The organism is Acidovorax sp. JG5 (assembly GCF_017939685.1).
Classification (GTDB): Bacteria; Pseudomonadota; Gammaproteobacteria; order Burkholderiales; family Burkholderiaceae_C; genus Acidovorax.
Genome location: NZ_JAGKSE010000004.1, coordinates 289,369 through 309,492 on the forward strand (window position 1 = coordinate 289,369; position 20,124 = coordinate 309,492).

At 63.7% G+C, this 20,124-nt stretch carries 21 protein-coding genes and 1 pseudogene; 5 read left to right on the top strand and 17 right to left on the bottom strand.

What is annotated here, in order from left to right; translation table 11 throughout:
• Positions 1-23: 23 nt before the first annotated feature.
• Together J8G26_RS07230 and orn are read right to left on the bottom strand one after the other, a co-directional pair.
• Positions 24-1,889: a DEAD/DEAH box helicase gene (locus tag J8G26_RS07230; RefSeq protein ID WP_210568419.1), complete on the bottom strand. Its 1,866-nt coding sequence runs from the start codon at positions 1,887-1,889 to the stop codon at positions 24-26.
• A gap of 316 nt (positions 1,890-2,205) precedes the next feature.
• Entirely contained in the window at positions 2,206-2,784 is a 579-nt protein-coding gene (gene orn, locus J8G26_RS07235) for an oligoribonuclease (RefSeq protein WP_087748185.1), read from the bottom strand.
• A gap of 38 nt (positions 2,785-2,822) precedes the next feature.
• Here orn and J8G26_RS07240 point away from each other — a divergent pair, with 38 nt between their 5' ends.
• Genes J8G26_RS07240 through rsgA form a run of 3 tightly spaced genes read left to right on the top strand, consistent with a single transcriptional unit; the run spans position 2,823 to position 5,437 of the window.
• A complete protein-coding gene (locus J8G26_RS07240) occupies positions 2,823-4,130 on the top strand; it encodes a M48 family metallopeptidase (RefSeq protein WP_210568420.1) in 1,308 nt (435 codons plus the stop codon).
• Positions 4,127-4,462 carry a 4a-hydroxytetrahydrobiopterin dehydratase gene (locus tag J8G26_RS07245; RefSeq protein WP_210568421.1) on the top strand — a complete coding sequence of 112 codons (336 nt, stop codon included), beginning with the start codon at positions 4,127-4,129 and terminating at the stop codon, positions 4,460-4,462. Before J8G26_RS07240 ends, J8G26_RS07245 begins: the two co-directional genes overlap by 4 nt.
• A gap of 30 nt (positions 4,463-4,492) precedes the next feature.
• Positions 4,493-5,437 carry a ribosome small subunit-dependent GTPase A gene (rsgA, locus tag J8G26_RS07250; RefSeq protein WP_210568422.1) on the top strand — a complete coding sequence of 315 codons (945 nt, stop codon included), beginning with the start codon at positions 4,493-4,495 and terminating at the stop codon, positions 5,435-5,437.
• Positions 5,438-5,479: 42 nt separating this feature from the next.
• Here the strand turns inward: rsgA and J8G26_RS07255 are convergent, their stop codons facing one another.
• The 6 genes from J8G26_RS07255 to rpsP form a co-directional block, all read right to left on the bottom strand.
• Positions 5,480-6,466 (bottom strand): CobD/CbiB family protein, encoded by a 987-nt coding sequence (locus tag J8G26_RS07255; RefSeq protein WP_210568423.1) that lies wholly within the window; start codon positions 6,464-6,466, stop codon positions 5,480-5,482.
• Between the two features lie 56 nt (positions 6,467-6,522).
• Positions 6,523-7,242 (bottom strand): CoA pyrophosphatase, encoded by a 720-nt coding sequence (locus tag J8G26_RS07260; protein WP_349238312.1) that lies wholly within the window; start codon positions 7,240-7,242, stop codon positions 6,523-6,525.
• A gap of 95 nt (positions 7,243-7,337) precedes the next feature.
• On the bottom strand, positions 7,338-7,724 hold the full coding sequence (gene rplS / locus J8G26_RS07265) for a 50S ribosomal protein L19 (protein WP_086913118.1): 387 nt from the start codon (positions 7,722-7,724) through the stop codon (positions 7,338-7,340).
• A 140-nt stretch (positions 7,725-7,864) separates the two neighbouring features.
• On the bottom strand, positions 7,865-8,623 hold the full coding sequence (trmD, locus tag J8G26_RS07270; protein ID WP_210568424.1) for a tRNA (guanosine(37)-N1)-methyltransferase TrmD: 759 nt from the start codon (positions 8,621-8,623) through the stop codon (positions 7,865-7,867).
• Positions 8,624-8,652: 29 nt separating this feature from the next.
• Positions 8,653-9,222 (bottom strand): ribosome maturation factor RimM, encoded by a 570-nt coding sequence (rimM, locus tag J8G26_RS07275; protein WP_210568425.1) that lies wholly within the window; start codon positions 9,220-9,222, stop codon positions 8,653-8,655.
• 76 nt (positions 9,223-9,298) lie between these two features.
• Positions 9,299-9,550, bottom strand: coding sequence for a 30S ribosomal protein S16 (gene rpsP, locus J8G26_RS07280; RefSeq protein ID WP_010463504.1), 252 nt, complete (start codon positions 9,548-9,550; stop codon positions 9,299-9,301).
• 147 nt (positions 9,551-9,697) lie between these two features.
• On the opposite strand from rpsP, the gene J8G26_RS07285 reads away from it, so the two are divergent.
• Both J8G26_RS07285 and J8G26_RS07290 read left to right on the top strand, forming a co-directional pair.
• Positions 9,698-10,219 carry a GNAT family N-acetyltransferase gene (locus tag J8G26_RS07285; protein ID WP_210568426.1) on the top strand — a complete coding sequence of 174 codons (522 nt, stop codon included), beginning with the start codon at positions 9,698-9,700 and terminating at the stop codon, positions 10,217-10,219.
• Between the two features lie 173 nt (positions 10,220-10,392).
• Positions 10,393-10,839, top strand: a complete 447-nt coding sequence (locus tag J8G26_RS07290; protein ID WP_210568427.1) for a hypothetical protein — start codon at positions 10,393-10,395, stop codon at positions 10,837-10,839.
• 75 nt (positions 10,840-10,914) lie between these two features.
• Here J8G26_RS07290 and J8G26_RS07295 read toward each other — a convergent pair.
• The 9 genes and pseudogenes from J8G26_RS07295 to J8G26_RS07335 all read right to left on the bottom strand — a co-directional run.
• Positions 10,915-11,177 (bottom strand): annotated as a pseudogene (locus tag J8G26_RS07295) (DUF47 domain-containing protein); the annotation flags it as partial.
• Positions 11,177-11,539, bottom strand: coding sequence for a DMT family protein (locus tag J8G26_RS07300; RefSeq protein WP_210568428.1), 363 nt, complete (start codon positions 11,537-11,539; stop codon positions 11,177-11,179). The pseudogene J8G26_RS07295 and the gene J8G26_RS07300, both read right to left, overlap by 1 nt.
• Positions 11,540-11,723: 184 nt before the next feature.
• Positions 11,724-12,452 carry an ABC transporter ATP-binding protein gene (locus J8G26_RS07305; RefSeq protein ID WP_210568429.1) on the bottom strand — a complete coding sequence of 243 codons (729 nt, stop codon included), beginning with the start codon at positions 12,450-12,452 and terminating at the stop codon, positions 11,724-11,726.
• A 2-nt stretch (positions 12,453-12,454) separates the two neighbouring features.
• Entirely contained in the window at positions 12,455-13,237 is a 783-nt protein-coding gene (locus J8G26_RS07310) for an ABC transporter ATP-binding protein (protein WP_087748183.1), read from the bottom strand.
• 20 nt (positions 13,238-13,257) lie between these two features.
• Positions 13,258-14,334 carry an ABC transporter ATP-binding protein gene (locus tag J8G26_RS07315; protein ID WP_087744204.1) on the bottom strand — a complete coding sequence of 359 codons (1,077 nt, stop codon included), beginning with the start codon at positions 14,332-14,334 and terminating at the stop codon, positions 13,258-13,260.
• A 12-nt stretch (positions 14,335-14,346) separates the two neighbouring features.
• Positions 14,347-15,276 (bottom strand): branched-chain amino acid ABC transporter permease, encoded by a 930-nt coding sequence (locus tag J8G26_RS07320; protein ID WP_210568430.1) that lies wholly within the window; start codon positions 15,274-15,276, stop codon positions 14,347-14,349.
• 316 nt (positions 15,277-15,592) lie between these two features.
• The gene (locus J8G26_RS07325; protein WP_210568431.1) at positions 15,593-16,942 is read right to left on the bottom strand and encodes a replication-associated recombination protein A; all 1,350 of its coding nucleotides are present in this window, start codon (positions 16,940-16,942) and stop codon (positions 15,593-15,595) included.
• Between the two features lie 93 nt (positions 16,943-17,035).
• Positions 17,036-17,668, bottom strand: coding sequence for an outer membrane lipoprotein chaperone LolA (lolA, locus tag J8G26_RS07330; RefSeq protein WP_087744196.1), 633 nt, complete (start codon positions 17,666-17,668; stop codon positions 17,036-17,038).
• Between the two features lie 54 nt (positions 17,669-17,722).
• The gene (locus J8G26_RS07335; RefSeq protein ID WP_210568432.1) at positions 17,723-20,059 is read right to left on the bottom strand and encodes a DNA translocase FtsK; all 2,337 of its coding nucleotides are present in this window, start codon (positions 20,057-20,059) and stop codon (positions 17,723-17,725) included.
• Positions 20,060-20,124: the final 65 nt, after the last annotated feature.

The window sequence follows — 20,124 nt, forward strand, 5'->3', positions numbered from 1 at the left end:
AGGCCTGAGCAGTCGTTGATGACTCAGCGTGCAGGGCGCGCAGGGCGCTTGCGGGCATCATGGGGCACAAATGGCTTGCCGCCACCAGCACCAGCTGGCTTGGAGAAAGCGGGCTTGCGGGGAGCGAAGTCGCCGCGCGGTGCGCCCGCATCGCCACGGGGAGCGAAACCACCCCGGCCAGCGTCGCCAAAGCCGGGCTTGCGGCCATAGGAGTCGCCATCACGGCGGGGAGCAAAACCACGATCACCGCCGCGGTCGTCACGGCCAGCGAAACCGCCACCTTCAGCACGGGCAGGAGCGCCGCGGTTATCGCGACCGGCAAAGCCGCCGCCAAAACCACCACCGAAGCCGCCGCGGTCATTGCCACCACGGGCAGGGCCGCCAAACTTGCGCTCACGGCTATCGCGGTCGTAGCCACCACCACCTGCGCGACCACGGCCGCCAAAGTCACCACCGCGGGGGGCCTGGGGTGGGCGCGCCGACGGCTCCATGCCCGGAATCACTTCGGCCTTGAACTGCTGGCGGCTGTACGACTCAATGTCGTAGATCTTGCGGCGATCGCGGAACTCGGCAAAGGTGATGGCCAGACCATCGCGGCCCGCACGGCCGGTGCGGCCGATGCGGTGGGTGTAATCCTCGGCCTTCATGGGCAGGCCAAAGTTGAACACGTGGGTGATGGTGGGCACGTCGATACCACGTGCCGCCACATCGGTGGCCACCAGGATCTGCACCTGGCCAGCGCGCAGTGCCATCAAACGGCGGTTGCGCAGGCCCTGGCTCAGGGCACCGTGCAGCGCCACGGCCGAGAAGCCTTCTTGCTGCAGGTCGTTGGCCAGGCCGTCGCACTCCACCTGGGTGCTGGCGAAAACGATGGCCTGGTTGATCGTGGTGTCACGCAGCCAGTGGTCCAGCATCTTGCGCTTGTGTTGGGCGTTGTCGGCCCAGTACAGCATCTGCTTGATGTTGGCGTGCTTCTCTTGCGGAGAATCGATGGTCACCTTTTGCACCGACGAACCACCGTCGTGCATTACACGCATGGCCAATTGCTGGATGCGTGGCGCGAACGTGGCGCTGAACATCATGGTCTGCTTGCGCTGGCTGGTCAGCTGGTTCAGCTCGGCCAGGTCGTCCGAGAAGCCCAGGTCGAGCATACGGTCGGCTTCGTCCACAACCAGGAACTGCACCTTGTCGAGCTTGATCTGCATTGAACGCTGCAGGTCCAGCAGGCGGCCAGGCGTAGCCACTACGAGGTCGGCGTTCTGCAGCTTGGCGATCTGCAACTGGTAGGGCATGCCGCCCACCACGTTGGCCACGCGCAGGCCACGGCAATGCTTGACCAGGTCGATGGCGTCGTGTGCGACCTGTTGCGCCAGCTCACGCGTGGGGCACAGGATCAGGGCGCCGGGGGTGGCGGCCTTGAAGTTGCGCGAGCTGGTGGGGTCCTTGCGCTTGGCGCGCTTGGGAGCGGGTTCGCCACGGGCAGCGGCCTCGGCCACGGAGCGGTCGAACGCAGCGCGTTCTTCAGCTTCGGCGGCCGCCTGCTGGTTGATCAGCGTATTGAGCACCGGCAGCAGGAAGGCGGCGGTCTTACCGCTGCCGGTCTGGCTGGAGACCATCAGGTCGATGAAATGCTTGGCATCCGCGCCAGCGCCCATGGCCAGGGGGATGGCCTTGAGCTGCACGCTGGTCGGCTGGGTGTAGCCCAGATCGGCCACGGCTTGCACCAGTTCGGGGGCCAAGCCCAGTTCGATGAAGCCATTGGGCTCGGCAGTGACTGCCTCGCTGGTGGATTCCGCAGAGGATTCAAGGGTGGACTGCACGGAAATATCGGCAGCAATAGAAGTGTCTGCAGGCGCGAAATCGCCCTGCACCAAAGAGGTGTCGGTCATGAATTTTTCTCTCACGAAGACGGTCGCAAGCGCAGCCTGCGATGGCTTCGTCAATGGTTAAAAAACATCAACCATCAAACGAAACCTGCATGCGCTCTGGGCGAATGCTGGTGGGCGTTGTTCGCCAGTCCTGCGCTGTCTGAGACAGCCGGCTGGCAAGCCCGGTGTGTGAGGGGAGATGCACAATCTGCGTACAGTTTCCTGCGCAGCTCGCAATTATGGCACGGATAGGGGTTTCCCCGCAAGCCCCTACTCCTAACATACCGCCATGACAGAGGATTGAAGTCCGCCGCGGCAACGCGGCGTCCAGCCACCATCAAACCGACAGCAGCTGCTTGCGATAGTGCGCCAGCTCGTCAATGCTTTCATGCACATCGGCCAGCGCCGTGTGCTTTTGCGCCTTTTTGAAGCTGCTGTAGGCCTCGGGCTTCCAGCGTTTGGCAAGCTCCTTGAGAGTGCTCACGTCCACATTGCGGTAGTGAAAGAAACGCTCCAGCCTGGGCATATAGCGCACCAGAAAGCGCCGGTCCTGGCCAATGCTGTTGCCACACATGGGCGCGACCCCCTTGGGCACGTAACGGGCCAGAAAATCCAGTATCTGCTGCTCGGCCTCGGCCTCGGTCACCGTGGAGGCTTTGACCTTGTCGATCAGGCCGCTACGGCCATGCGTGCCCTTGTTCCAGGCGTCCATCTTGTCCAGCAGTTCATCCGCCTGGTGAATGGCCAGCACCGGGCCTTCGATGCGGGGCTCCAATTGGGGGCCGGTCACGATCACGGCAATTTCCAACAGGCGGTCGGTATCGGGCTCCAGGCCGGTCATCTCGCAATCCAGCCAGACCAGGTTCTGGTCCGATTTGGAAAGCACGGGGGGTACGGGGTTGTTGGCTTCAGACATGGCGGGCATTGTCGCTGATGGCCTAAACTCGCCCCCACATGCCCGTTTCCGACGCCTTTTCGCCCTCCACCGCCCTCACACTCGCCTTTGCTGCGGTGATCTGTGCCGGCCTGTTGCTCAAGTTCTGGCTGGCTTCGCGCCAGATTCGCCATGTGGCCCAGCACCGGTCCAGCGTGCCCGAGGCCTTTGCCACGCGCATTGCGCTGGCCGCCCACCAGAAGGCTGCCGACTACACCATCACCAAGGCCCGTTTCAGTCTGCTGGAGATGGCGCTGGGCGCCGCCGTCTTGCTCGGCTGGACACTGCTGGGCGGGCTGGATGTCCTGAACCGGGCCCTGCTGGACGCCCTGGGCGGCGGCATGTGGCAGCAACTGGCCTTGCTGGCCGCGTTCGTGGTCATCAGCGCCGCCATCGACCTGCCGGTAACGCTGTACCAGACCTTCGTGATCGAGCAGCGTTTCGGCTTCAACAAGATGACGCCCGCACTGTGGCTGGCCGATCTGGCCAAGTCCGCCCTCGTGGGCACCCTGATTGGCCTGCCCGTTGCGGCGCTGATCCTGTGGCTGATGGGCGCGGCTGGCCCGCTGTGGTGGCTGTGGGCCTGGTGCTTCTGGATGGGATTCAACCTGCTGCTGATGGTGATCTACCCCACCTTCATCGCGCCGCTGTTCAACAAGTTCCAGCCACTTGCAGATGAATCGCTCAAGGCCCGCGTCACGGCGCTGATGCAGCGTTGCGGCTTTGCGGCCAAGGGGCTGTTCGTGATGGATGGCAGCCGCCGCAGCGCCCACGCCAATGCCTATTTCACGGGCTTTGGCGCCGCCAAGCGCGTTGTTTTCTACGACACCCTGCTGCGCCAACTCTCGCCGGGCGAAGTCGAAGCCGTGCTGGCCCATGAGCTGGGGCACTTCAAGCACCGCCACATTCTCAAGCGCGTGGTGAGTCTGTTTGCCCTGAGCCTGGCCGGCTTTGCCTTGCTGGGCTGGCTGTCCACCCAGGTGTGGTTCTACACCGGGCTGGGAGTGCGCCCCAACATTTCGCTGGACCTGGCCGTAGCCCCGGCGCCCAATGATGCGCTGGCCCTGCTGCTTTTCCTGCTGGCCGTGCCTGTTTTCACGCTGTTCATTGCGCCCCTGTTTGCTCAGCTGTCGCGCCGCCACGAATTCGAAGCCGACGCGTATGCCGTGGCCCAGGCCAACGGTGGCGACCTCGCTGCGGCACTGCTCAAGCTCTACGAAGACAACGCCTCCACACTCACGCCCGACCCGGTGTATGTGAAGTTCTACTACTCGCACCCGCCCGCCACCGAGCGGCTGGCGCGCATGCCATCGCCTGCCCAACCATGACCACGATGTTGAAGAAAAAAGACTGGTCAGCGCTTACCCGCCGTGCGCTGACAGCTACAGAAATAGTAGCGAATCTGGCCAAGATCGAAGGCTGGTCGCTGAGCGGTGACGGCGCCCAGGTGGCCATCGAGAAGACCTTCCATTTCGCCAATTACTACGAAACCATGGCGTTCGTGAATGCCGTGGCCTTCGTTGCCCACGCGCAGGACCACCACCCCGATTTGTCGGTGCACTACAACCGTTGTGTGGTGCGGCTGAACACGCACGACGTGCAGGGCATCTCCGCCACCGACTTCGATTGCGCGTCCCGCTTCGATGCCCTGACGGCATGAACCCCGCCAGCCCCATATCCCGCCGCCACCATGACTGAACGCAGCGCCTTGATGGAAGGTTTCGTCGTGGCCGGCCACGGACGCCACTGCATGGTGGAGACCGCCAACGGGCAGCGCCGCATCTGCCATCCGCGCGGCAAGAAAAGCCAGGCCGTGGTCGGCGACCGCGTGCTGTGGCAGGCTCCGCCGCCGGGCCAGGGCGAGGAAGGCACCATCGAAAAAGTGCTGGAGCGGCGGAACCTGTTCTACCGCCAGGACGAAATCCGCACCAAATCCTTTGCCGCCAATCTCGACCAGATCCTGATCCTGATCGCCGCCGAACCGGTGTTCTCGGAAAGCCAGCTGGCCCGCGCGTTGATCGCCGCCGAGGCCGCCGGCATCCAGCCCCTGATCGCGCTCAACAAGAGCGATCTGGTGGAACCCTTTGCCCGCGCCTGGGAGCGCCTGCTGCCCTACCGCCACATGGGCGGCGGGCACCACTATGGCGTGCTGCCGCTGTCGCTATCGCTATCGGGCGACGTGGACCGCGCTCTGCTGATGCAGCACCTGCAGGGCAAGACCACGCTGGTGCTGGGCCCCTCGGGTTCGGGCAAGAGCACGCTGATCAACCTGCTGGTGCCCGGCGCCACCGTGCTGACGGGAGAGATTTCACAGGCCCTGAACTCGGGCAAGCACACCACCACCAGCACCAACTGGTACTGGGTGGACAGCGCCCGCACCACGGCCCTGATTGATTCGCCGGGTTTTCAGGAGTTTGGCCTGCAGCACATCGCGCCCATGCAACTGGCCTCCTGCATGCCCGACATTGCCGCCCACGCCACCGACTGCAAGTTCTACAACTGCACTCATCTGCACGAACCGGGCTGTGGCGTGCTCACTGCGCTCGAAAATGGCCCTGGCGCAGATGGAATCAGCGCAAACCGCTATCGAATATATAGCGACCTGTTTACCGAGTTGGGCCACACCCGCTACTGACCCCGCTCCCGCATCAGCCACCCGGCCTGGGAAGCCGGCCAATCAACCCAGCAAACGCGCCAGGGTCAACAGCGCCAGCAGCAGCATCCACACCACCACCGAGCGCCAGACCAGGCCCACCACGCTGCGCAGATGCCCCACCTCGGGCTCGCGGCCGGGGGTGCTGTCGCTGTCGCCCATGTCGGCCTCGATTTCCAGCCCCTGCGGTGTCTGCAGATCGGCGCGGGCACGCAGGGCCTCGCCACCCAGCCGCACGTTGATGGCACCCGCCGTGGCGGCCAGCACCACGCCGTCGTTGTCATTGGGAAAGCGCTGCGCATGAAAGCGCCAGCCTTCAATGGCCTCTTCAAAGCTGCCCACCACCGCGAAGCTCAAAGCGGTCATGCGCGCGGGAAGCCAGTCGATCAAGGTCCAGGCCTGCGCCGCGGCACGGCGCAACGCCGGGCTGGCCAGTTGAGTGCCCGTGCGCTCCTTGTATTGCCAGTAGCGCGAAACAAATTCGGCCATCCTGTACAGCACAGCACCGGTAGGCCCCAGGCCCAGCGCCGCCAGCACAGAAAACAATGCCAGCACGCCAAACACATGGCGGTGTGCCGACAGCACCGAATACTCGATCACATGGCGCACGATCTCGCTGCGCGGCAACGCACCGACGTCCACCTGCTGCCAGTCGGCCAGGCGTTCGCGCGCACGGTCTTCATCGCCCTCTTCCAGCGCATCGCGGATGCCGGTGAAGTGGTGGCTGAACTGGCGAAACCCCAGGGTGACATACAGCACCGCCACACTCCAAACCACCGCAAACGGCCAGCCCAGTGCCAGCATCAGCAGCCAATGCATGCCCAGGGTGACCAGGGCGGGAACGATGACCGCGAGGCTCCAGGCCACCCAGCCGTGGTGAGGCTTGCCCGCGTCGAAATTGCGGCTGACCGATAAGGCCCACGCCCGCAGTCCCGCATGGATGGGGTTGGTGCGGGCCAGGGGACGGGCCTGCTCGATCAGCAGCGCGAACAGGATGGCGAAGAAGCTCATGGAGGGCAATGATACTGGCGTGGCGCGTATTTGGGCCACACAGCATCGCCGCGCCCTCACGCCTGCATGAAGCGATAAAAGTTGCGCAGCATGCCGGCCGTGGCGCCCCAGATGTAGCGGCTTTTGTCGCCATCCTGGTAGGGCATGGAAAACCACTCGCGGCGAATGCCTTGCCACTCAAAAATGTGGCGCTGGTGGTGGGCCGGATTCAGCAGAAACGCCAGCGGCACCTCGAACATATCGGCCACTTCATAGGGGTTCGGGTACAGCGCGCAGTCCGGTTGCACCAGCGCCACGACCGGCGTGATGATGAACGAGGAACCGGTGACATAGGTGGGCAGAACGCCCAGCACTTCGACAAAGCGCCGCTCCAGCCCCACTTCTTCCTCGGCCTCGCGCAAGGCCGTGTCGGCCGTGGAGGCATCTTGCGCATCCGCCCGCCCGCCCGGAAAGGCCACCTGGCCCGAATGGGTGGACAGATGGGCCGTGCGTTCGGTGAGCAGCACCATGGGCTGCTCGCGCAGCACGATGGGCACCAGCACGGAGGCATGGGCCGGCTCGCGGTTCATGAACTTCTTTTCCAGCACCACCTCGGGCGTCCACACGGGCGGGTGGGCAAAACGCGCGCGCAGGGCCTGTGGCGTCTGGGCCTGCGCCGGCACGGCCGGCAGATGCGCATCCACCCCCACCACCGGGACAGCACGAGGATCGAAATCGGGCAGCGTTGACAGCGACGCAGGGAGGACCGATGGAACAGGGGTGGGCGACGGATTCACAACAAGCCTGGAACGCAAGACCCAAGGGTTCGCAAAAAACAAAAAGCCGCTACAGGCAGATGCTGTAGCGGCTCCGGTCAGGGATGGCCTGTGCCTTATGCGGCGACGGGGGCAGCCACCTTGACGCGCGAAGGCAGCTTTTCCTTGATACGTGCCGACTTGCCGCTGCGTTCACGCAGGTAGTACAGCTTGGCGCGGCGCACATCACCGCGGCGCTTGACTTCGATGTTGGCGATCAACGGGCTGTAGGTCTGGAACGTGCGTTCCACGCCTTCGCCGCTGGAGATCTTGCGCACGGTGAAACCGCTGTTCAGGCCGCGATTGCGCTTGGCAATCACCACGCCTTCATAGGCCTGCACGCGCTTGCGCGTGCCTTCAACCACGTTCACGCTCACGATCACGGTGTCGCCAGGAGCAAACACGGGAATCGTCTTGTTCAAGCGGGCAATTTCTTCCGCTTCCAGGGTCTGGATCAGGTTCATTTTGGTATCCAACGATCTTGTCCGCGCCAAAAATGGCAGCGTCGGGATTGACGATTCAGGGTTTTGCGGCAGGCTTTGCAGACAAAGCTTCTGGGCAAAACGGCCGGCCAGAGGATCGAAAAGCCTTTGATTATAGCAATTCAGGCCAGCTTGGCCAACACCGCCTCGTCGGCGGGCGCCAGGCGCCCCGCTTTGCGCGCGGCATCGATCAGGTCGGGCCGGTGCCGGGCGGTGATGGCCAGGCGCTGATCGCGCCGCCAGCGCTCAATCTGGGCATGGTGCCCCGACATCAGCGGCGCGGGCACCGGGCGACCCGCCCACTCCTCGGGGCGGGTGTAGTGAGGGCAATCGAGCAAGCCATCGAGGGCCGGATTGAAGCTGTCGAGCTGGTGGCTGCCCTCGTCATTGAGCACGCCCGGTTGCAGGCGGGCCACGGCATCGAGCAATGCCATGGCGGCAATTTCACCGCCCGAGAGCACGAAATCGCCCAAGCTCATCTGCAGATCGACATGGGCGTCGATAAAGCGCTGGTCGATCCCTTCGTAGCGCCCGCACAGCAAAACAGCGCCTGCACTGGCCGACCAGCGCTCCACCGCCGCATGGTTGAGGGTTTCGCCGATGGGCGAAAAAAGAACCAGCGGCGCCTGGCCGTCTTCCGGTTCGCCGCGTTCGGCCCGGATGGCGGCAAGACATCGCGCCAGCGGCTCGGCCAGCATCACCATGCCCGGGCCGCCGCCAAAGGGCCGGTCGTCCACGCGGCGGTAGTTTCCTTCGGCATGGTCGCGTGGGTTCCACAGATGCACATCGACCTGCCCGCTGGCGTAGGCGCGGCGGGTCACACCGCTGGCCAGAAACGGCGCGAACAACTCCGGAAACAGGGTGATGATGTCAAAACGCATGGTGCGCGGCGCGCCAGAGTGCGGGCCGATCAGTAGTCCGGCTGCCAGTCCACCGTGATGCGCTTTTCAGGCAGATCCACCTGGTCAACAAACGCCGAGACGAACGGAATCATGCGCTCCTGGGTCTTGCCGTCTTGCGCGTAGGCCAGCACCAGCACGGTCTGCGGTCCGGTGGACATCAGCTCCTGCACCTGGCCCAGCGCCACGCCTTCGCGGTTGACGACCGAGAGGCCGATCAGATCCACCCAGTAGTACTCGTCTTGCGTGGTGGCAGGGAAGCCCGACCGCGGCACAAAAATGCGCGCGCCCCGCAAGGCCTCGGCGGCATCGCGGTCGTCAATGCCCTGCGCCCAGGCCACCACCGTGTCGGAATGGTCCTTGACCTGGCGAATCTGCAACTGCACCGTGCCGGAAAACGCTTTGGCGCCGCGCTCGGAAGGCTGCAGATACCAGCGCTTGGCGGCAAACAGCGCCTCGGGCGTGGTGCTGTGCGACACCACCTTGAACCAGCCCTTGACGCCCCAGGCATCGGCAATGCGCCCGACCTCGACGGCATCGGCAGGGAGTTCGGCGGGTTCGAGCGTCAGGGGTGCAGCCATGGTGTATTTCGTGCAAAAAAAGAAAAGGGCGGGTTCCGCCGGGCAAGCCAACGGAACCCGCCCTTTTCGGGGAGCTTTAAGCAGCCTTCTTGGCGGCTTGCTTGATCAGGCGATCCACCGTGGGAGAGGACTGGGCGCCCACGCTTTGCCAGTACGTCAGACGGTCTTGCACGATGCGCAGGCCTTCTTCGGTTTCCTTGGCGGTGGGGTTGTAGAAGCCGATGCGCTCGATGAAGCGGCCATCACGGCGCACGCGCTTGTCAGCAACGACGATGTTGAAAAAAGGACGACCTTTAGAGCCGCCGCGGGAAAGTCGAATGACGACCATGATTTATCCTTCGGGTGGTGAACTCCGGCAACATTTGCCTTGAGCCACAGTATTTGCAACCATATTCGCAACGCTTGAGACACGCGACATGGCCACCCGGCCAGCGACACGCTGCAAAGCCCGCGATTATATCCATTTCCCTCTTTCATGCCCATTATTCGTCCCAGCAACGACAGCGACCTGCCTGCGGTCACCGCCATCTATGCCCACCATGTGCTGCACGGCACGGGTACGTTCGAGATCGATCCACCCACTGAGTCCGACATGGCCGCGCGCCGCGCCGACGTACTGGCACGCGGCCTGCCCTGGCTGGTGGCCGAAAAAGACGGGCAGGTGCTGGGCTTTGCCTACGCAAACTGGTTCAAGCCGCGCCCGGCCTACCGCTTCTCTGCCGAAGATTCGATTTATGTGGCCGACAGCGCACGCGGCATGGGTGTGGGGCGCAAACTGCTGGCCGAACTCGCGACACAGGCGGAAGCAGCCGGCGTGCGCAAGCTGCTGGCCGTGATTGGCGACTCGGCCAACGCGGGCTCGATCGGATTGCACCGCGCGCTGGGCTTCACCGACGTCGGCGTCCTGCGTTCAATGGGCTGGAAATTCGGCGCCTGGCGCGACATCGTGCTGATGGAAAAGACCTTGGGCGCCGGTGACACCACTTCACCGGAATAATCAGGGCATGAACCATTACCCTCACGCCTCCCACTTCGCGTGCTCACTTCTCCCTGACGGGGCCGCTTTTCATCTTGGGGCAGCCCGGCGATGAAAACTTACCCCCACGTTCCCCACTTCGTGTGGTCACTGCCCCCCGAGGGGGCCGCTTTTCATCTTGGGGCGGCCCGGCGATGAAAAACAAAACCGTGGCCGCCTGGCTCGCCTTCGTGGGTGGGCCTTTGGGTCTGCACCGCTTTTATCTGCATGGCCTTTCCGACATGCTCGGCTGGCTGCTGCCCATTCCCACAGCGCTGGGCCTGTATGGCATCCAGCGGGTGCAGGAGTTGGGGCAGGACGATCACTACAGTTGGGTGCTGATCCCGCTGCTCGGGTTCACCATCGCAGGCTGCGCCTTGCAAGCCATTTTGTTTGGCCTGATGACGCCGGAAAAATGGAATGCCCGCTTCAACCCGGCGGCCGCGCCGGATGCACCTGCCGGCCGCACGCGGTGGGCCACGATTTTCGCCATCGGCCTGGCGCTGATGTTCGGCACGGCCGTGCTGATGGCCAGTCTGGCTTTCAGCTTTCAGCGCTATTTCGAATATCAAATCGAGGAAGCGCGCAAGATCTCGCAATAGCAACCGAATTCAAGCCAAAAGAGCTTCTGGCGGTCTCAGTACAGCTGCAGACTGACCCAGTAAACAATGGCAGCAACGAAGGCGCTCGCAGCATTTCAGACTCAGATTGGTCAGGCGCGTGACCTCCTCGGTCATGTGATACACGTCGTACAGCGCCATGGTTTCGGCCGAATCCTGGATCAGACGGTTGACATCCTGGGTGACACGGTCGGTGGCACGCTCAGCGTTGTCACCATCCTGGTTGTACTTTTCGCGCAGGTGGGGTCGCTGCGGTTCACCTCCAGCAGCAAAAAGGCCCGGGCGGCCTCGACGATGCGGTCTGCTATCCAACCCGCCATCAGCCCCCGCGGAAGATGAAATACACCGCGCCGATCATGCACAGGCCAGCCCACAAATAGTCCCACTTCAGGGGCTGGTCAAGATAAAGCACGGCAAACGGCACAAACACCGACAGCGTGATGACCTCTTGCAGTATTTTGAGCTGCCCCACATTGAACTGGGTGTAGCCAATGCGGTTGGCGGGCACCTGCAGCAGATACTCGAACAGCGCAATGCACCAGCTGACCAGCGCCGCCACGTACCAGGGCGACGTTGCCAGGTTCTTCAGGTGCCCATACCAGGCAAAGGTCATGAAGATGTTGCTGGCCACCAGCAACACGATGGTTTGAAGGCTGACGGGGAGCGATTGCAGAGAGTTCATGGACACCAAGCCACAGGGCAGCAAATACAAAAATACAAGCCAAATATCGCTCTAGCCCTTGCTGGATAAGCGGAAATAGCTATCAATTATGAAGCTTTTTACACATACCGCGCGACCAACAAAAAAGGCACTGCCGCCAGTGCAGTGCCTTTCAAAACAACACCAGCGCCCGCAGGCGCCGCGTTCACTCGCCGAGATAAGCGGCGCGCACGCGCGGGTCGCTCAGCAGTTCCTGGCCGGGGCCGGTCATGGTGATGAGGCCCGATTCCATGACGTAGCCACGGTCTGCCAGGGCCAACGCGCGGCTGGCGTTCTGCTCCACCAGCAGTATGGTGACGCCCAGCGCGTACACGTCGCGCACCACCTCGAAGATCTTGTCCACCATGATGGGCGACAGGCCCATGGAGGGCTCGTCCAGCAGCAGCACTTTGGGCTGGCTCATCAGCGCGCGGCCCATGGCCAGCATCTGCTGCTCGCCGCCCGACATGGTGCCAGCGAGCTGGTCCTTGCGCTCGCGCAGGCGCGGGAAGATGGTGAACATCTTCTCGATGTCGGCCGCAATGCCCGCCTTGTCGTTGCGGATGTAGGCGCCCATCTGCAGGTTTTCGGTGATGGTCATGCGGGCGAACACACCGCGGCCTTCCGGCACCATCACCAGGCCCTTCTTGACCAGATCCCATGCGCCCTTGCCCTTGATGCTCTCGCCCAGGTACTCGATGTCGCCATCGTTGATGGGCAGCGTGCCGGTGATGGCCTTCATGGTGGTGGTCTTGCCGGCGCCGTTGGAGCCGATCAGCGAGACCAGCTCACCTTCGCGCACTTCAAAGTCCACGCCCTTCACGGCCTGGATACCGCCGTAGGCCACCTTCAGCCCCTTGACCCGCAGCAGTACCTTGTTGGATTTTTCGGCCATTCTCAATGTCCTCCGGTGCCCAGATAGGCCTCAATCACTTTTTCGTTCTTCTGCACGGTCGCAGGCGTGCCTTCGGCGATCTGCTTGCCGTAGTCGAGCACGGTCACGCGGTCGCACAGGCCCATCACCAGCTTCACGTCGTGCTCGATGAGCAAGATGGTGCGGTTGTCGTTGCGGATGCGGTCGATCAGCTCGCGCAGCTGCACCTTCTCGGTGGCGTTCATGCCAGCGGCGGGCTCGTCCAGGGCAATCAGCTGCGGGTCGGTGGCGAGCGCCCGGGCAATCTCCAGGCGGCGCTGGTCACCGTAGCTCAAGGTGCGCGCCTTGTAATCGGCAAACTTGCCGATGCCCACGTAGTCGAGCAGCTCTTGCGCGCGCTTGGCGATGGCGGCTTCTTCCGCCTTGAAGCCCTTGGTGCGCAGCACGGCGCCCAACAGGCCCGATTGGGTACGAATGTGGCGGCCCACCATCACGTTTTCCAGCGCCGTCATTTCTGCAAACAGGCGTATGTTCTGGAAGGTGCGGGCAATGCCCGCCTTGGCCACTTCATGCACGGTCGTGGGCTCGTAGGGCTTGCCGGCCAACTCGAAGCTGCCGCTGTCGGGCGTGTACAGGCCGGTGATCACGTTGAAAAAGGTGGTCTTGCCCGCGCCGTTGGGGCCGATCAGGCCATACACCTGGCCCCGTTCGATGGTGATGCCCACGTCGGACAATGCCTGCAAGCCGCCAAAGCGCTTGGAGATGCCGGCAACCCGCAGCACCACATCTTTGTTTTGTTCTGCCATGTTTTCGCTCTCTGTGGTGTTCAGGTCTTCTGCGTGAGGCTCTTGCCGCGCTCGGGCGCTGGCCACAAACCACGGGGACGCAACAGCATGATGATGATCATGGCCAGCGCAATCAGCAGCTGGCGCAGGATGGCCGAGTCGATGCGGCCGTCGGTCATGGCCTGCAGCGGGCCGGCCACATAGCGCAGCACTTCGGGCAGGGCCGACAGCAGCACCGCGCCCAGAATCACCCCAGGAATGTGGCCAATGCCGCCCAGCACCACCATGGCGACGATCATGACCGACTCCATCAGGCTGAACGACTCGGGCGAGACAAAGCCCTGGAACGCACCAAACATGGCGCCCGACACGCCGCCGAACGAGGCCCCCATGCCAAAGGCCAGCAGCTTCATGTTGCGGGTGTTGATGCCCATGGCCTTGGCGGCGATTTCGTCTTCGCGGATGGCCATCCAGGCACGGCCGATGCGCGAGTCCTGCAGGCGGTAGCAAATGATGACGGAGATAACCACCAGCACCAGGAACAGGTAGTAATAGAGCGTGACGGAATTGATGTCAAAACCGAACAGCTCCAGCCGCTTGCCCAGATCGAGCCCGAAGATCTTGACCGAGTCGATCTGGCCCATGCCCTTGGGGCCGTTGGTCAGGTTGACGGGGTGGTCCAGGTTGTTCAGGAAGATGCGGATGATCTCGCCAAAGCCCAGCGTCACGATGGCCAGGTAGTCACCGCGCAGCTTGAGGGTGGGCGCGCCCAGCAACGCCCCGAAAAACGCCGCCACCAGCGCGGCCAGCGGTATGACGATCCACAGCGAGGTGTGCAGCCCGTTGGGAAACATGGCGGCAAAGGCCGCAAAGTTATCGGCCAGGTGCGGCGAGGCCATCAGGGCGAACAGGTAGGCGCCCACGGCGTAGAACGCCACATAGCCCAGGTCCAGCAGGCCGGCGTAGCCCACCACGATGTTCAGGCCCAGGGCCAGCATCACATAAAGCAAGGCCAGGTCCGCAATGCGCACCCAGGCGTTGCCAAAGTACTGCAACAGCAGTGGCAGGACCAGCAGGGCGATAGCGCCCAGGATCCAGTTGATTTTGGTGTTCTTCATGGCAATAGGTCCTCAGGCACGGTCGGCCACGCGTTCACCCAGCAGGCCCGAGGGGCGCAGCGTGAGAATGATGATGAGCACGATGAAGGCAAAAATGTCGGTGTAGTGGCTGCCCAGAACGCCGCCCGTGAGGGTGCCGATATAGCCCGAACCGATGGCCTCGATCAAGCCCAGCAATATGCCGCCCACCACGGCGCCGGCCAGGTTGCCGATGCCACCGAACACCGCCGCCGTGAAGGCCTTGAGCCCCGGCAGAAAGCCCATGGTGTGCTGTGCCGTGCCGTAGTTGGAGGCATACATGATGCCGGCGATGGCCGCCAGGACGGCGCCGATGATAAAGGTGGCCGAGATCACCATGTCGGGCTTGACGCCCATGAGCGACGCCACGCGGGGGTTTTCGGCCGTGGCGCGCATGGCACGGCCGAGCTTGGTGTAGTTCACCAGGTACATCAGGGCAGCCAGGGCCACCACGGTCACGCCCAGAATCAAAATTTGGGTAGAGGTGATGACCGCCCCGCCCACCTGGAACGGCGTGGCCGGCAGCAACGTGGGATAGGACTTGTAGTTGGGCTTCCAGATGATCATGGCCAGCGTCTGCAGCAGGATCGACATGCCGATGGCCGTGATCAGCGGCGCCAGGCGCGGGCTGGAGCGCAGCGGCTTGTAGGCCACCTTCTCAATCACGAAATTGAGGGTGGCTGCCACCACACAGGCAATGATGGTGGCCAGCAGCAGGATGAGCCAGCCCGGCGCGCCCGGCATGGCCTGCTGCATGAGCCCGATACAACTCCAGCTGGTGAGAGCGCCGACCATGAGCACTTCGCCGTGGGCGAAATTGATCAGCTGAATAATGCCGTACACCATGGTGTAGCCCAAGGCTATCAAGGCGTACATGCTGCCAAGAACCAGACCGTTGATGATCTGCTGCAGCAAAATGTCCATAAGAGAAGTCCTTCGTTTGTGACGTACCCACCGCTTTGGCACCGAAATCGGTACAGCCTTGTGGGCCCGACTGCCATGTAGCAAAAAACCCGCCAGGAGTGCAGCTGCGCGGGTTTGAGGACGGGGTTGTAGCCAGTAGTCTTCGGCAGCCGGCGCCTTGTCTGACGGGGTTTTCCCTTGAGTTTCTGACCCATCAGCCGGACACGCCATGCATAAGCACGATGGATGGACCTATCTCAAATGCTGTGCAAACTTAGTACTGACAGCAAGCCAGACCGGTTTGAATGCCCCGTCGCCCGTCCGGTCCAGCCCCGGCTCAGGTGTTGTCGGCATCCGGGGTGGCAGCGGCGGCATTGCGCGCGCGCAAATCGCGCAGTTTTTGCGCGATCTTGATTTCCAGCCCGCGCTCCACCGGCTGGTAAAAGCCCGGCTCCGCCATTCCGTCGGGCAGGTAACGCTCGCCCGCTGCAAACCCGCCTTCCTCGTCGTGGGCATAGCGGTAGCCCTTGCCGTAGTCCAGCTGTTTCATGAGCTGGGTGGGCGCGTTGCGCAGGTGCATGGGCACGGGGCGCGTGCTGTCCTGCTTCACATAGGCGCGCGCGGCGTTGTAGGCCTTGTACACGGCGTTCGACTTGGGCGCCACGGCCAGATAGACCACGCATTCGGCCAGCGCCAGCTCGCCCTCGGGGCTGCCCAGGCGCTCGTACACCTCGGCGCAGTCGAGTGCCAGGCGCAGCGCGCGCGGGTCGGCCAGGCCAATGTCTTCACTGGCCATGCGCACCAGGCGGCGCGCCATGTAGCGCGGGTCGGCGCCGCCGTCGAGCATGCGCACCAGCCAGTACAGCGCCGCGTCGGGGTCAGAGCCGCGCACCGATTTGTGCAGCGCGCTGATGGTGTCGTAGAACTGCTCGCCGCCTTTGTCATAGCGTCGCATGCGCTCGCCCAGCACCTTGAGCAGCCAGGCGTCGGTGATCTCGGTCAGTTTTTCCTGCGCGGCCGCCATGGCCAGGGTTTCGAGCGTGTTGAGCAGACGCCGCGCGTCGCCATCGGCGTAGGCCACCAGCCGCTCGATTGCTCCCTTTTCGATAGCTTGAAGCGCTTGCTCTGATTGGGCCAGGGCCACAATTTGCTTCAAATCCTGTTCCGAGAGCGGCTGCAGCACATACACCGCCGCACGCGACAGCAGCGCGGAATTGACCTCGAACGACGGGTTCTCGGTGGTGGCGCCGATGAAGGTGAACAGCCCGCTTTCGACATGCGGCAAAAAGGCGTCCTGCTGGCTCTTGTTGAAGCGGTGCACCTCATCGACGAACACGATGGTGCGCTGCTGCATCAAGCCATCGCGGGCGGCCTCGGCGCGCTCCACGGCCTCGCGGATGTCCTTGACCCCACCCAGCACGGCGCTGATGCTGATGAACTGCGCATCGAACGCATCGGCCATCAAGCGCGCAATCGTGGTCTTGCCCACGCCCGGTGGGCCCCACAGGATGCAGCTGTGCGGTCGGCCCGATTCAAAGGCCAGGCGCAGCGGCATGCCCGGCCCCAGCACATGCTGCTGGCCAATGACTTCAGAGAGCCGGCGCGGGCGCAGGCGCTCGGCCAGGGGCCGGTGCGCGGGGTGTGCGTTGTGCGCGTGCGAGGGTGCGGAGGCACTGCGTGCTGCCATGTTCTTGTCCCGTTTACATCACGCTGTTTTTTGAGCCAAATGTGCCTCTAGCGCTTTACCAGAAAGCGCTTGAAGCTATCATTTACGTAGCATTTACTGCTTCACCACGTCTGCCCCTTGCGGCGGCCTGAACTGGAAGCTGGCCGCTGGCAGCGCGGCGTTGGTCTGCATGCCGGTAAAGCGGATGGCCGAGCGCTGACCGAAGCTGTCCAGGATGTCAAGCGCGGCCAGTTGCTCGCCCGCAAAGCCCACACGTACGCTTTGCAGCTGGCCGTCTTTGGCCTTGGGGCGAGCCAGCACCCATTGCAGGCCATCCTGGTCGGGTGCGGCTTCAAGCGTGAAATCTGCCCGCAAGGCCGACAGGTCGGGCGCCGATGCCAGCAGCGCGGCGGGCGTGCTGCCCAGGGCCTGGGACTGCGAACGCTGCGTGACCTGGTTCAGGTCCACGTCGTAAAGCCACAGCGTCTGCCCGTCGGCCACGATGGTCTGCTCGAAAGGCTTTTTATAGACGAACCTGAAACGCCCCGGCCGCTGGAACTCGAAGGTGCCGCTGCTGGTTTTGGTGCGCGCGGCCTGGCCGTCCTTTGGGGGCGAGGTGACGACCTGGGTGAAGTCGGCGCGGCCCGTCTGGCTGCCCTTCATGAAGGATTCGAGGCTTTTTAGCCCGTCGGCGCTTGCCAGTGTTGCGCTAGCAGCTATCAAAATTGCAGTAACGATCTTTTTCAACAAAAACTCCTTGGTTTGGAGACCCACGGAACCAGGCCCGTCGCCCTGCCCGGGTCATTCGCTGCGTGCGGGCACCAGCACTTCGCGCTGGCCGCTGGTGGTCAGGCCGCTCACCAGGCCCGCCTTTTCCATGTCTTCGAGCAGACGCGCCGAGCGGTTGTAGCCAATGCGCAGCTTGCGTTGCACATACGAGATGCTGGCCTTGCGGTCTTTCAGCACCACTTCGACGGCCTGGTCGTACATGGGATCCTTCTCGCCGCCATCGCCACCGCCGCCTTCTCCTGACAGATCACCGTCGCCGTCCACAGTTCCGCCTTCGAGCACGCCCTCGATGTAATCGGCTTCGCCCTGGGTCTTGAGGTAGCTCACCACGCGGTGCACTTCTTCGTCACTGACAAAGGCGCCATGCACCCGGATCGGCAGGCCGGTGCCGCTGGCCATGTAGAGCATGTCGCCCATGCCCAGCAGCGCCTCGGCGCCCATCTGGTCCAAAATGGTGCGGCTGTCGATCTTGGAACCCACCGAGAACGCGATGCGGGTAGGAATGTTGGCCTTGATCAGGCCGGTGATCACGTCCACGCTGGGGCGCTGGGTGGCCAAAATCAGGTGAATGCCGGCGGCGCGCGCCTTTTGCGCCAGGCGGGCGATCAGCTCTTCGATCTTCTTGCCCACCACCATCATCAGGTCGGCCAGCTCGTCGATGATCACCACGATGTGCGGCAGGCGCTGCAGCGGCTCAGGCTCTTCGGGCGTGAGACTGAATGGGTTGTAGATGAACTCCTCGCGCGCCTTGGCCTCGTCGATCTTCTGGTTGTAGCCAGCCAGGTTGCGCACGCCCAGTTTGGACATGAGCTTGTAGCGCCGCTCCATCTCGGCCACGCACCAGTTCAGGCCATGGGCGGCCTGCTTCATGTCGGTGACCACGGGCGCCAGCAGGTGCGGAATGCCTTCATAGACCGACATTTCCAGCATCTTGGGGTCGATCATCAAGAGGCGCACATCGCGTGCCTCGGCCTTGTAGAGCAGCGAGAGGATCATGGCGTTGATCCCCACCGACTTGCCCGAGCCCGTGGTGCCGGCCACCAGCACATGCGGCATCTTGGCCAGGTCGGCCACCACCGGGTTGCCCACGATGTCCTTGCCCAGGCCCATGGTGAGCATGCTCTTGGCCTCATGGTAGATGTGCGAACCGAGGATTTCGGACAGCCGGATCGACTGGCGCTTGGCGTTGGGCAGCTCCAGCGCCATGAAGTTCTTGCCTGGAATGGTTTCCACCACGCGGATGGACACCAGGCTGAGCGAGCGCGCCAAGTCCTTGGCCAGGCCCACGATCTGCGAGCCCTTGACGCCGGTGGCGGGCTCGATCTCGTAGCGGGTGATCACCGGGCCGGGCATGGCGGCCACCACGCGCACTTCCACGCCGAAGTCCTTGAGCTTCTTCTCGATCAGGCGGCTGGTCATCTCCAGCGTCTCGGGCGCCACGGTTTCCTGGCGCTGCAGCGGGCCGTCGAGCAGGTCCACCAGGGGCAGCTTGCTGTCGGGCATTTCGGTGAACAGGGGCTTTTGCCGCTCTTTCACCACACGGGCGCTTTGCGGCACATCGGCCAGCACGGGCTCGATGATCTGCACCGGCTGCGGGTGGTGCTCTTCACTCTCGGTGCGCTCTTCCAGCACCACCACGGCGCGCTCGCGCGCGGCCTTGCGGCCCACGGCCACGTCCTTGGCCACCTCGCGTCGGGCCAGACGCGACTGCACCAGGGCATCAATGCGCGCGCCCAGCACCTCGGCCACATGCCCCCAGGAAAAGCGGAACACCAGAGCGGCCCCCAACACCAGCGCCACGATGCCCAGCAAGCCCGAGCCGGTAAAGCCCAGCCATTTCACGCTGGCGGGCCCCACCAGGAAACCCAGCACGCCACCCGCGTGGCCGGGCAGGAAGGCTTCAAGGCGATACAGGCGCGACCATTCCAGTGCCGTGCTGGCGCACATCAGCAGCACCAGCCCGCCCCAGAACAACGCACGGCGCGCGAAGGGGCTGGCAGCACCCGCCGCCAGTTCACCACCGCGCATCCACCGCGCCAGCGAAGCGATCCAGGCACGCACCCCTGCCGCCACGCACCACCACACCGAAAACCCCAGCGCGAAATAGCTGCCATCGGCCAGCCAGGCGCCAAAACGCCCCGCCCAGTTGGCCACCAGCAGGTCGCCGCGCGTGCCCGAGGTGGACCAGGCTGCGTCCTGTGCGGAATAGCTGGTCAGTGCCAGCAGCCAGAAAACCAGCGCCAAAAGGCCGACAACAAGGCCTATTTCCTGGCCGAAGCGGGCGGCGCCAGTGCGTGGCGCGGACTTGGCCGCAGAGGATGCATTCAGGGTATTAAGGGAGTAGGTCATAAGCGTGCCGGGCAAGCTTACCCCATGCATGGCAGGAGCTACACGGCTCCGCAGTGGCGTTCGCA

Excerpts from the sequence above, each read along its gene's own strand:
- J8G26_RS07325 (WP_210568431.1), bottom strand. The coding sequence starts at position 16,942 with ATGGCAGCACGCAGTGCCTCCGCACCCTCGCACGCGCACAACGCACAC.
- rplS (WP_086913118.1), bottom strand. The coding sequence starts at position 7,724 with ATGAACCTGATCCAGACCCTGGAAGCGGAAGAAATTGCCCGCTTGAAC.
- J8G26_RS07240 (WP_210568420.1), top strand. The coding sequence starts at position 2,823 with ATGCCCGTTTCCGACGCCTTTTCGCCCTCCACCGCCCTCACACTCGCC.
- J8G26_RS07335 (WP_210568432.1), bottom strand. The coding sequence starts at position 20,059 with ATGACCTACTCCCTTAATACCCTGAATGCATCCTCTGCGGCCAAGTCC.
- rpsP (WP_010463504.1), bottom strand. The coding sequence starts at position 9,550 with ATGGTCGTCATTCGACTTTCCCGCGGCGGCTCTAAAGGTCGTCCTTTT.
- J8G26_RS07315 (WP_087744204.1), bottom strand. The coding sequence starts at position 14,334 with ATGAAGAACACCAAAATCAACTGGATCCTGGGCGCTATCGCCCTGCTG.
- rimM (WP_210568425.1), bottom strand. The coding sequence starts at position 9,222 with ATGGCTGCACCCCTGACGCTCGAACCCGCCGAACTCCCTGCCGATGCC.
- orn (WP_087748185.1), bottom strand. The coding sequence starts at position 2,784 with ATGTCTGAAGCCAACAACCCCGTACCCCCCGTGCTTTCCAAATCGGAC.
- J8G26_RS07320 (WP_210568430.1), bottom strand. The coding sequence starts at position 15,276 with ATGGACATTTTGCTGCAGCAGATCATCAACGGTCTGGTTCTTGGCAGC.
- J8G26_RS07255 (WP_210568423.1), bottom strand. The coding sequence starts at position 6,466 with ATGAGCTTCTTCGCCATCCTGTTCGCGCTGCTGATCGAGCAGGCCCGT.
- J8G26_RS07245 (WP_210568421.1), top strand. The coding sequence starts at position 4,127 with ATGACCACGATGTTGAAGAAAAAAGACTGGTCAGCGCTTACCCGCCGT.
- J8G26_RS07310 (WP_087748183.1), bottom strand. The coding sequence starts at position 13,237 with ATGGCAGAACAAAACAAAGATGTGGTGCTGCGGGTTGCCGGCATCTCC.
- J8G26_RS07300 (WP_210568428.1), bottom strand. The coding sequence starts at position 11,539 with ATGAACTCTCTGCAATCGCTCCCCGTCAGCCTTCAAACCATCGTGTTG.
- J8G26_RS07230 (WP_210568419.1), bottom strand. The coding sequence starts at position 1,889 with ATGACCGACACCTCTTTGGTGCAGGGCGATTTCGCGCCTGCAGACACT.
- trmD (WP_210568424.1), bottom strand. The coding sequence starts at position 8,623 with ATGCGTTTTGACATCATCACCCTGTTTCCGGAGTTGTTCGCGCCGTTT.
- J8G26_RS07305 (WP_210568429.1), bottom strand. The coding sequence starts at position 12,452 with ATGGCCGAAAAATCCAACAAGGTACTGCTGCGGGTCAAGGGGCTGAAG.
- J8G26_RS07285 (WP_210568426.1), top strand. The coding sequence starts at position 9,698 with ATGCCCATTATTCGTCCCAGCAACGACAGCGACCTGCCTGCGGTCACC.
- J8G26_RS07290 (WP_210568427.1), top strand. The coding sequence starts at position 10,393 with ATGAAAAACAAAACCGTGGCCGCCTGGCTCGCCTTCGTGGGTGGGCCT.
- rsgA (WP_210568422.1), top strand. The coding sequence starts at position 4,493 with ATGACTGAACGCAGCGCCTTGATGGAAGGTTTCGTCGTGGCCGGCCAC.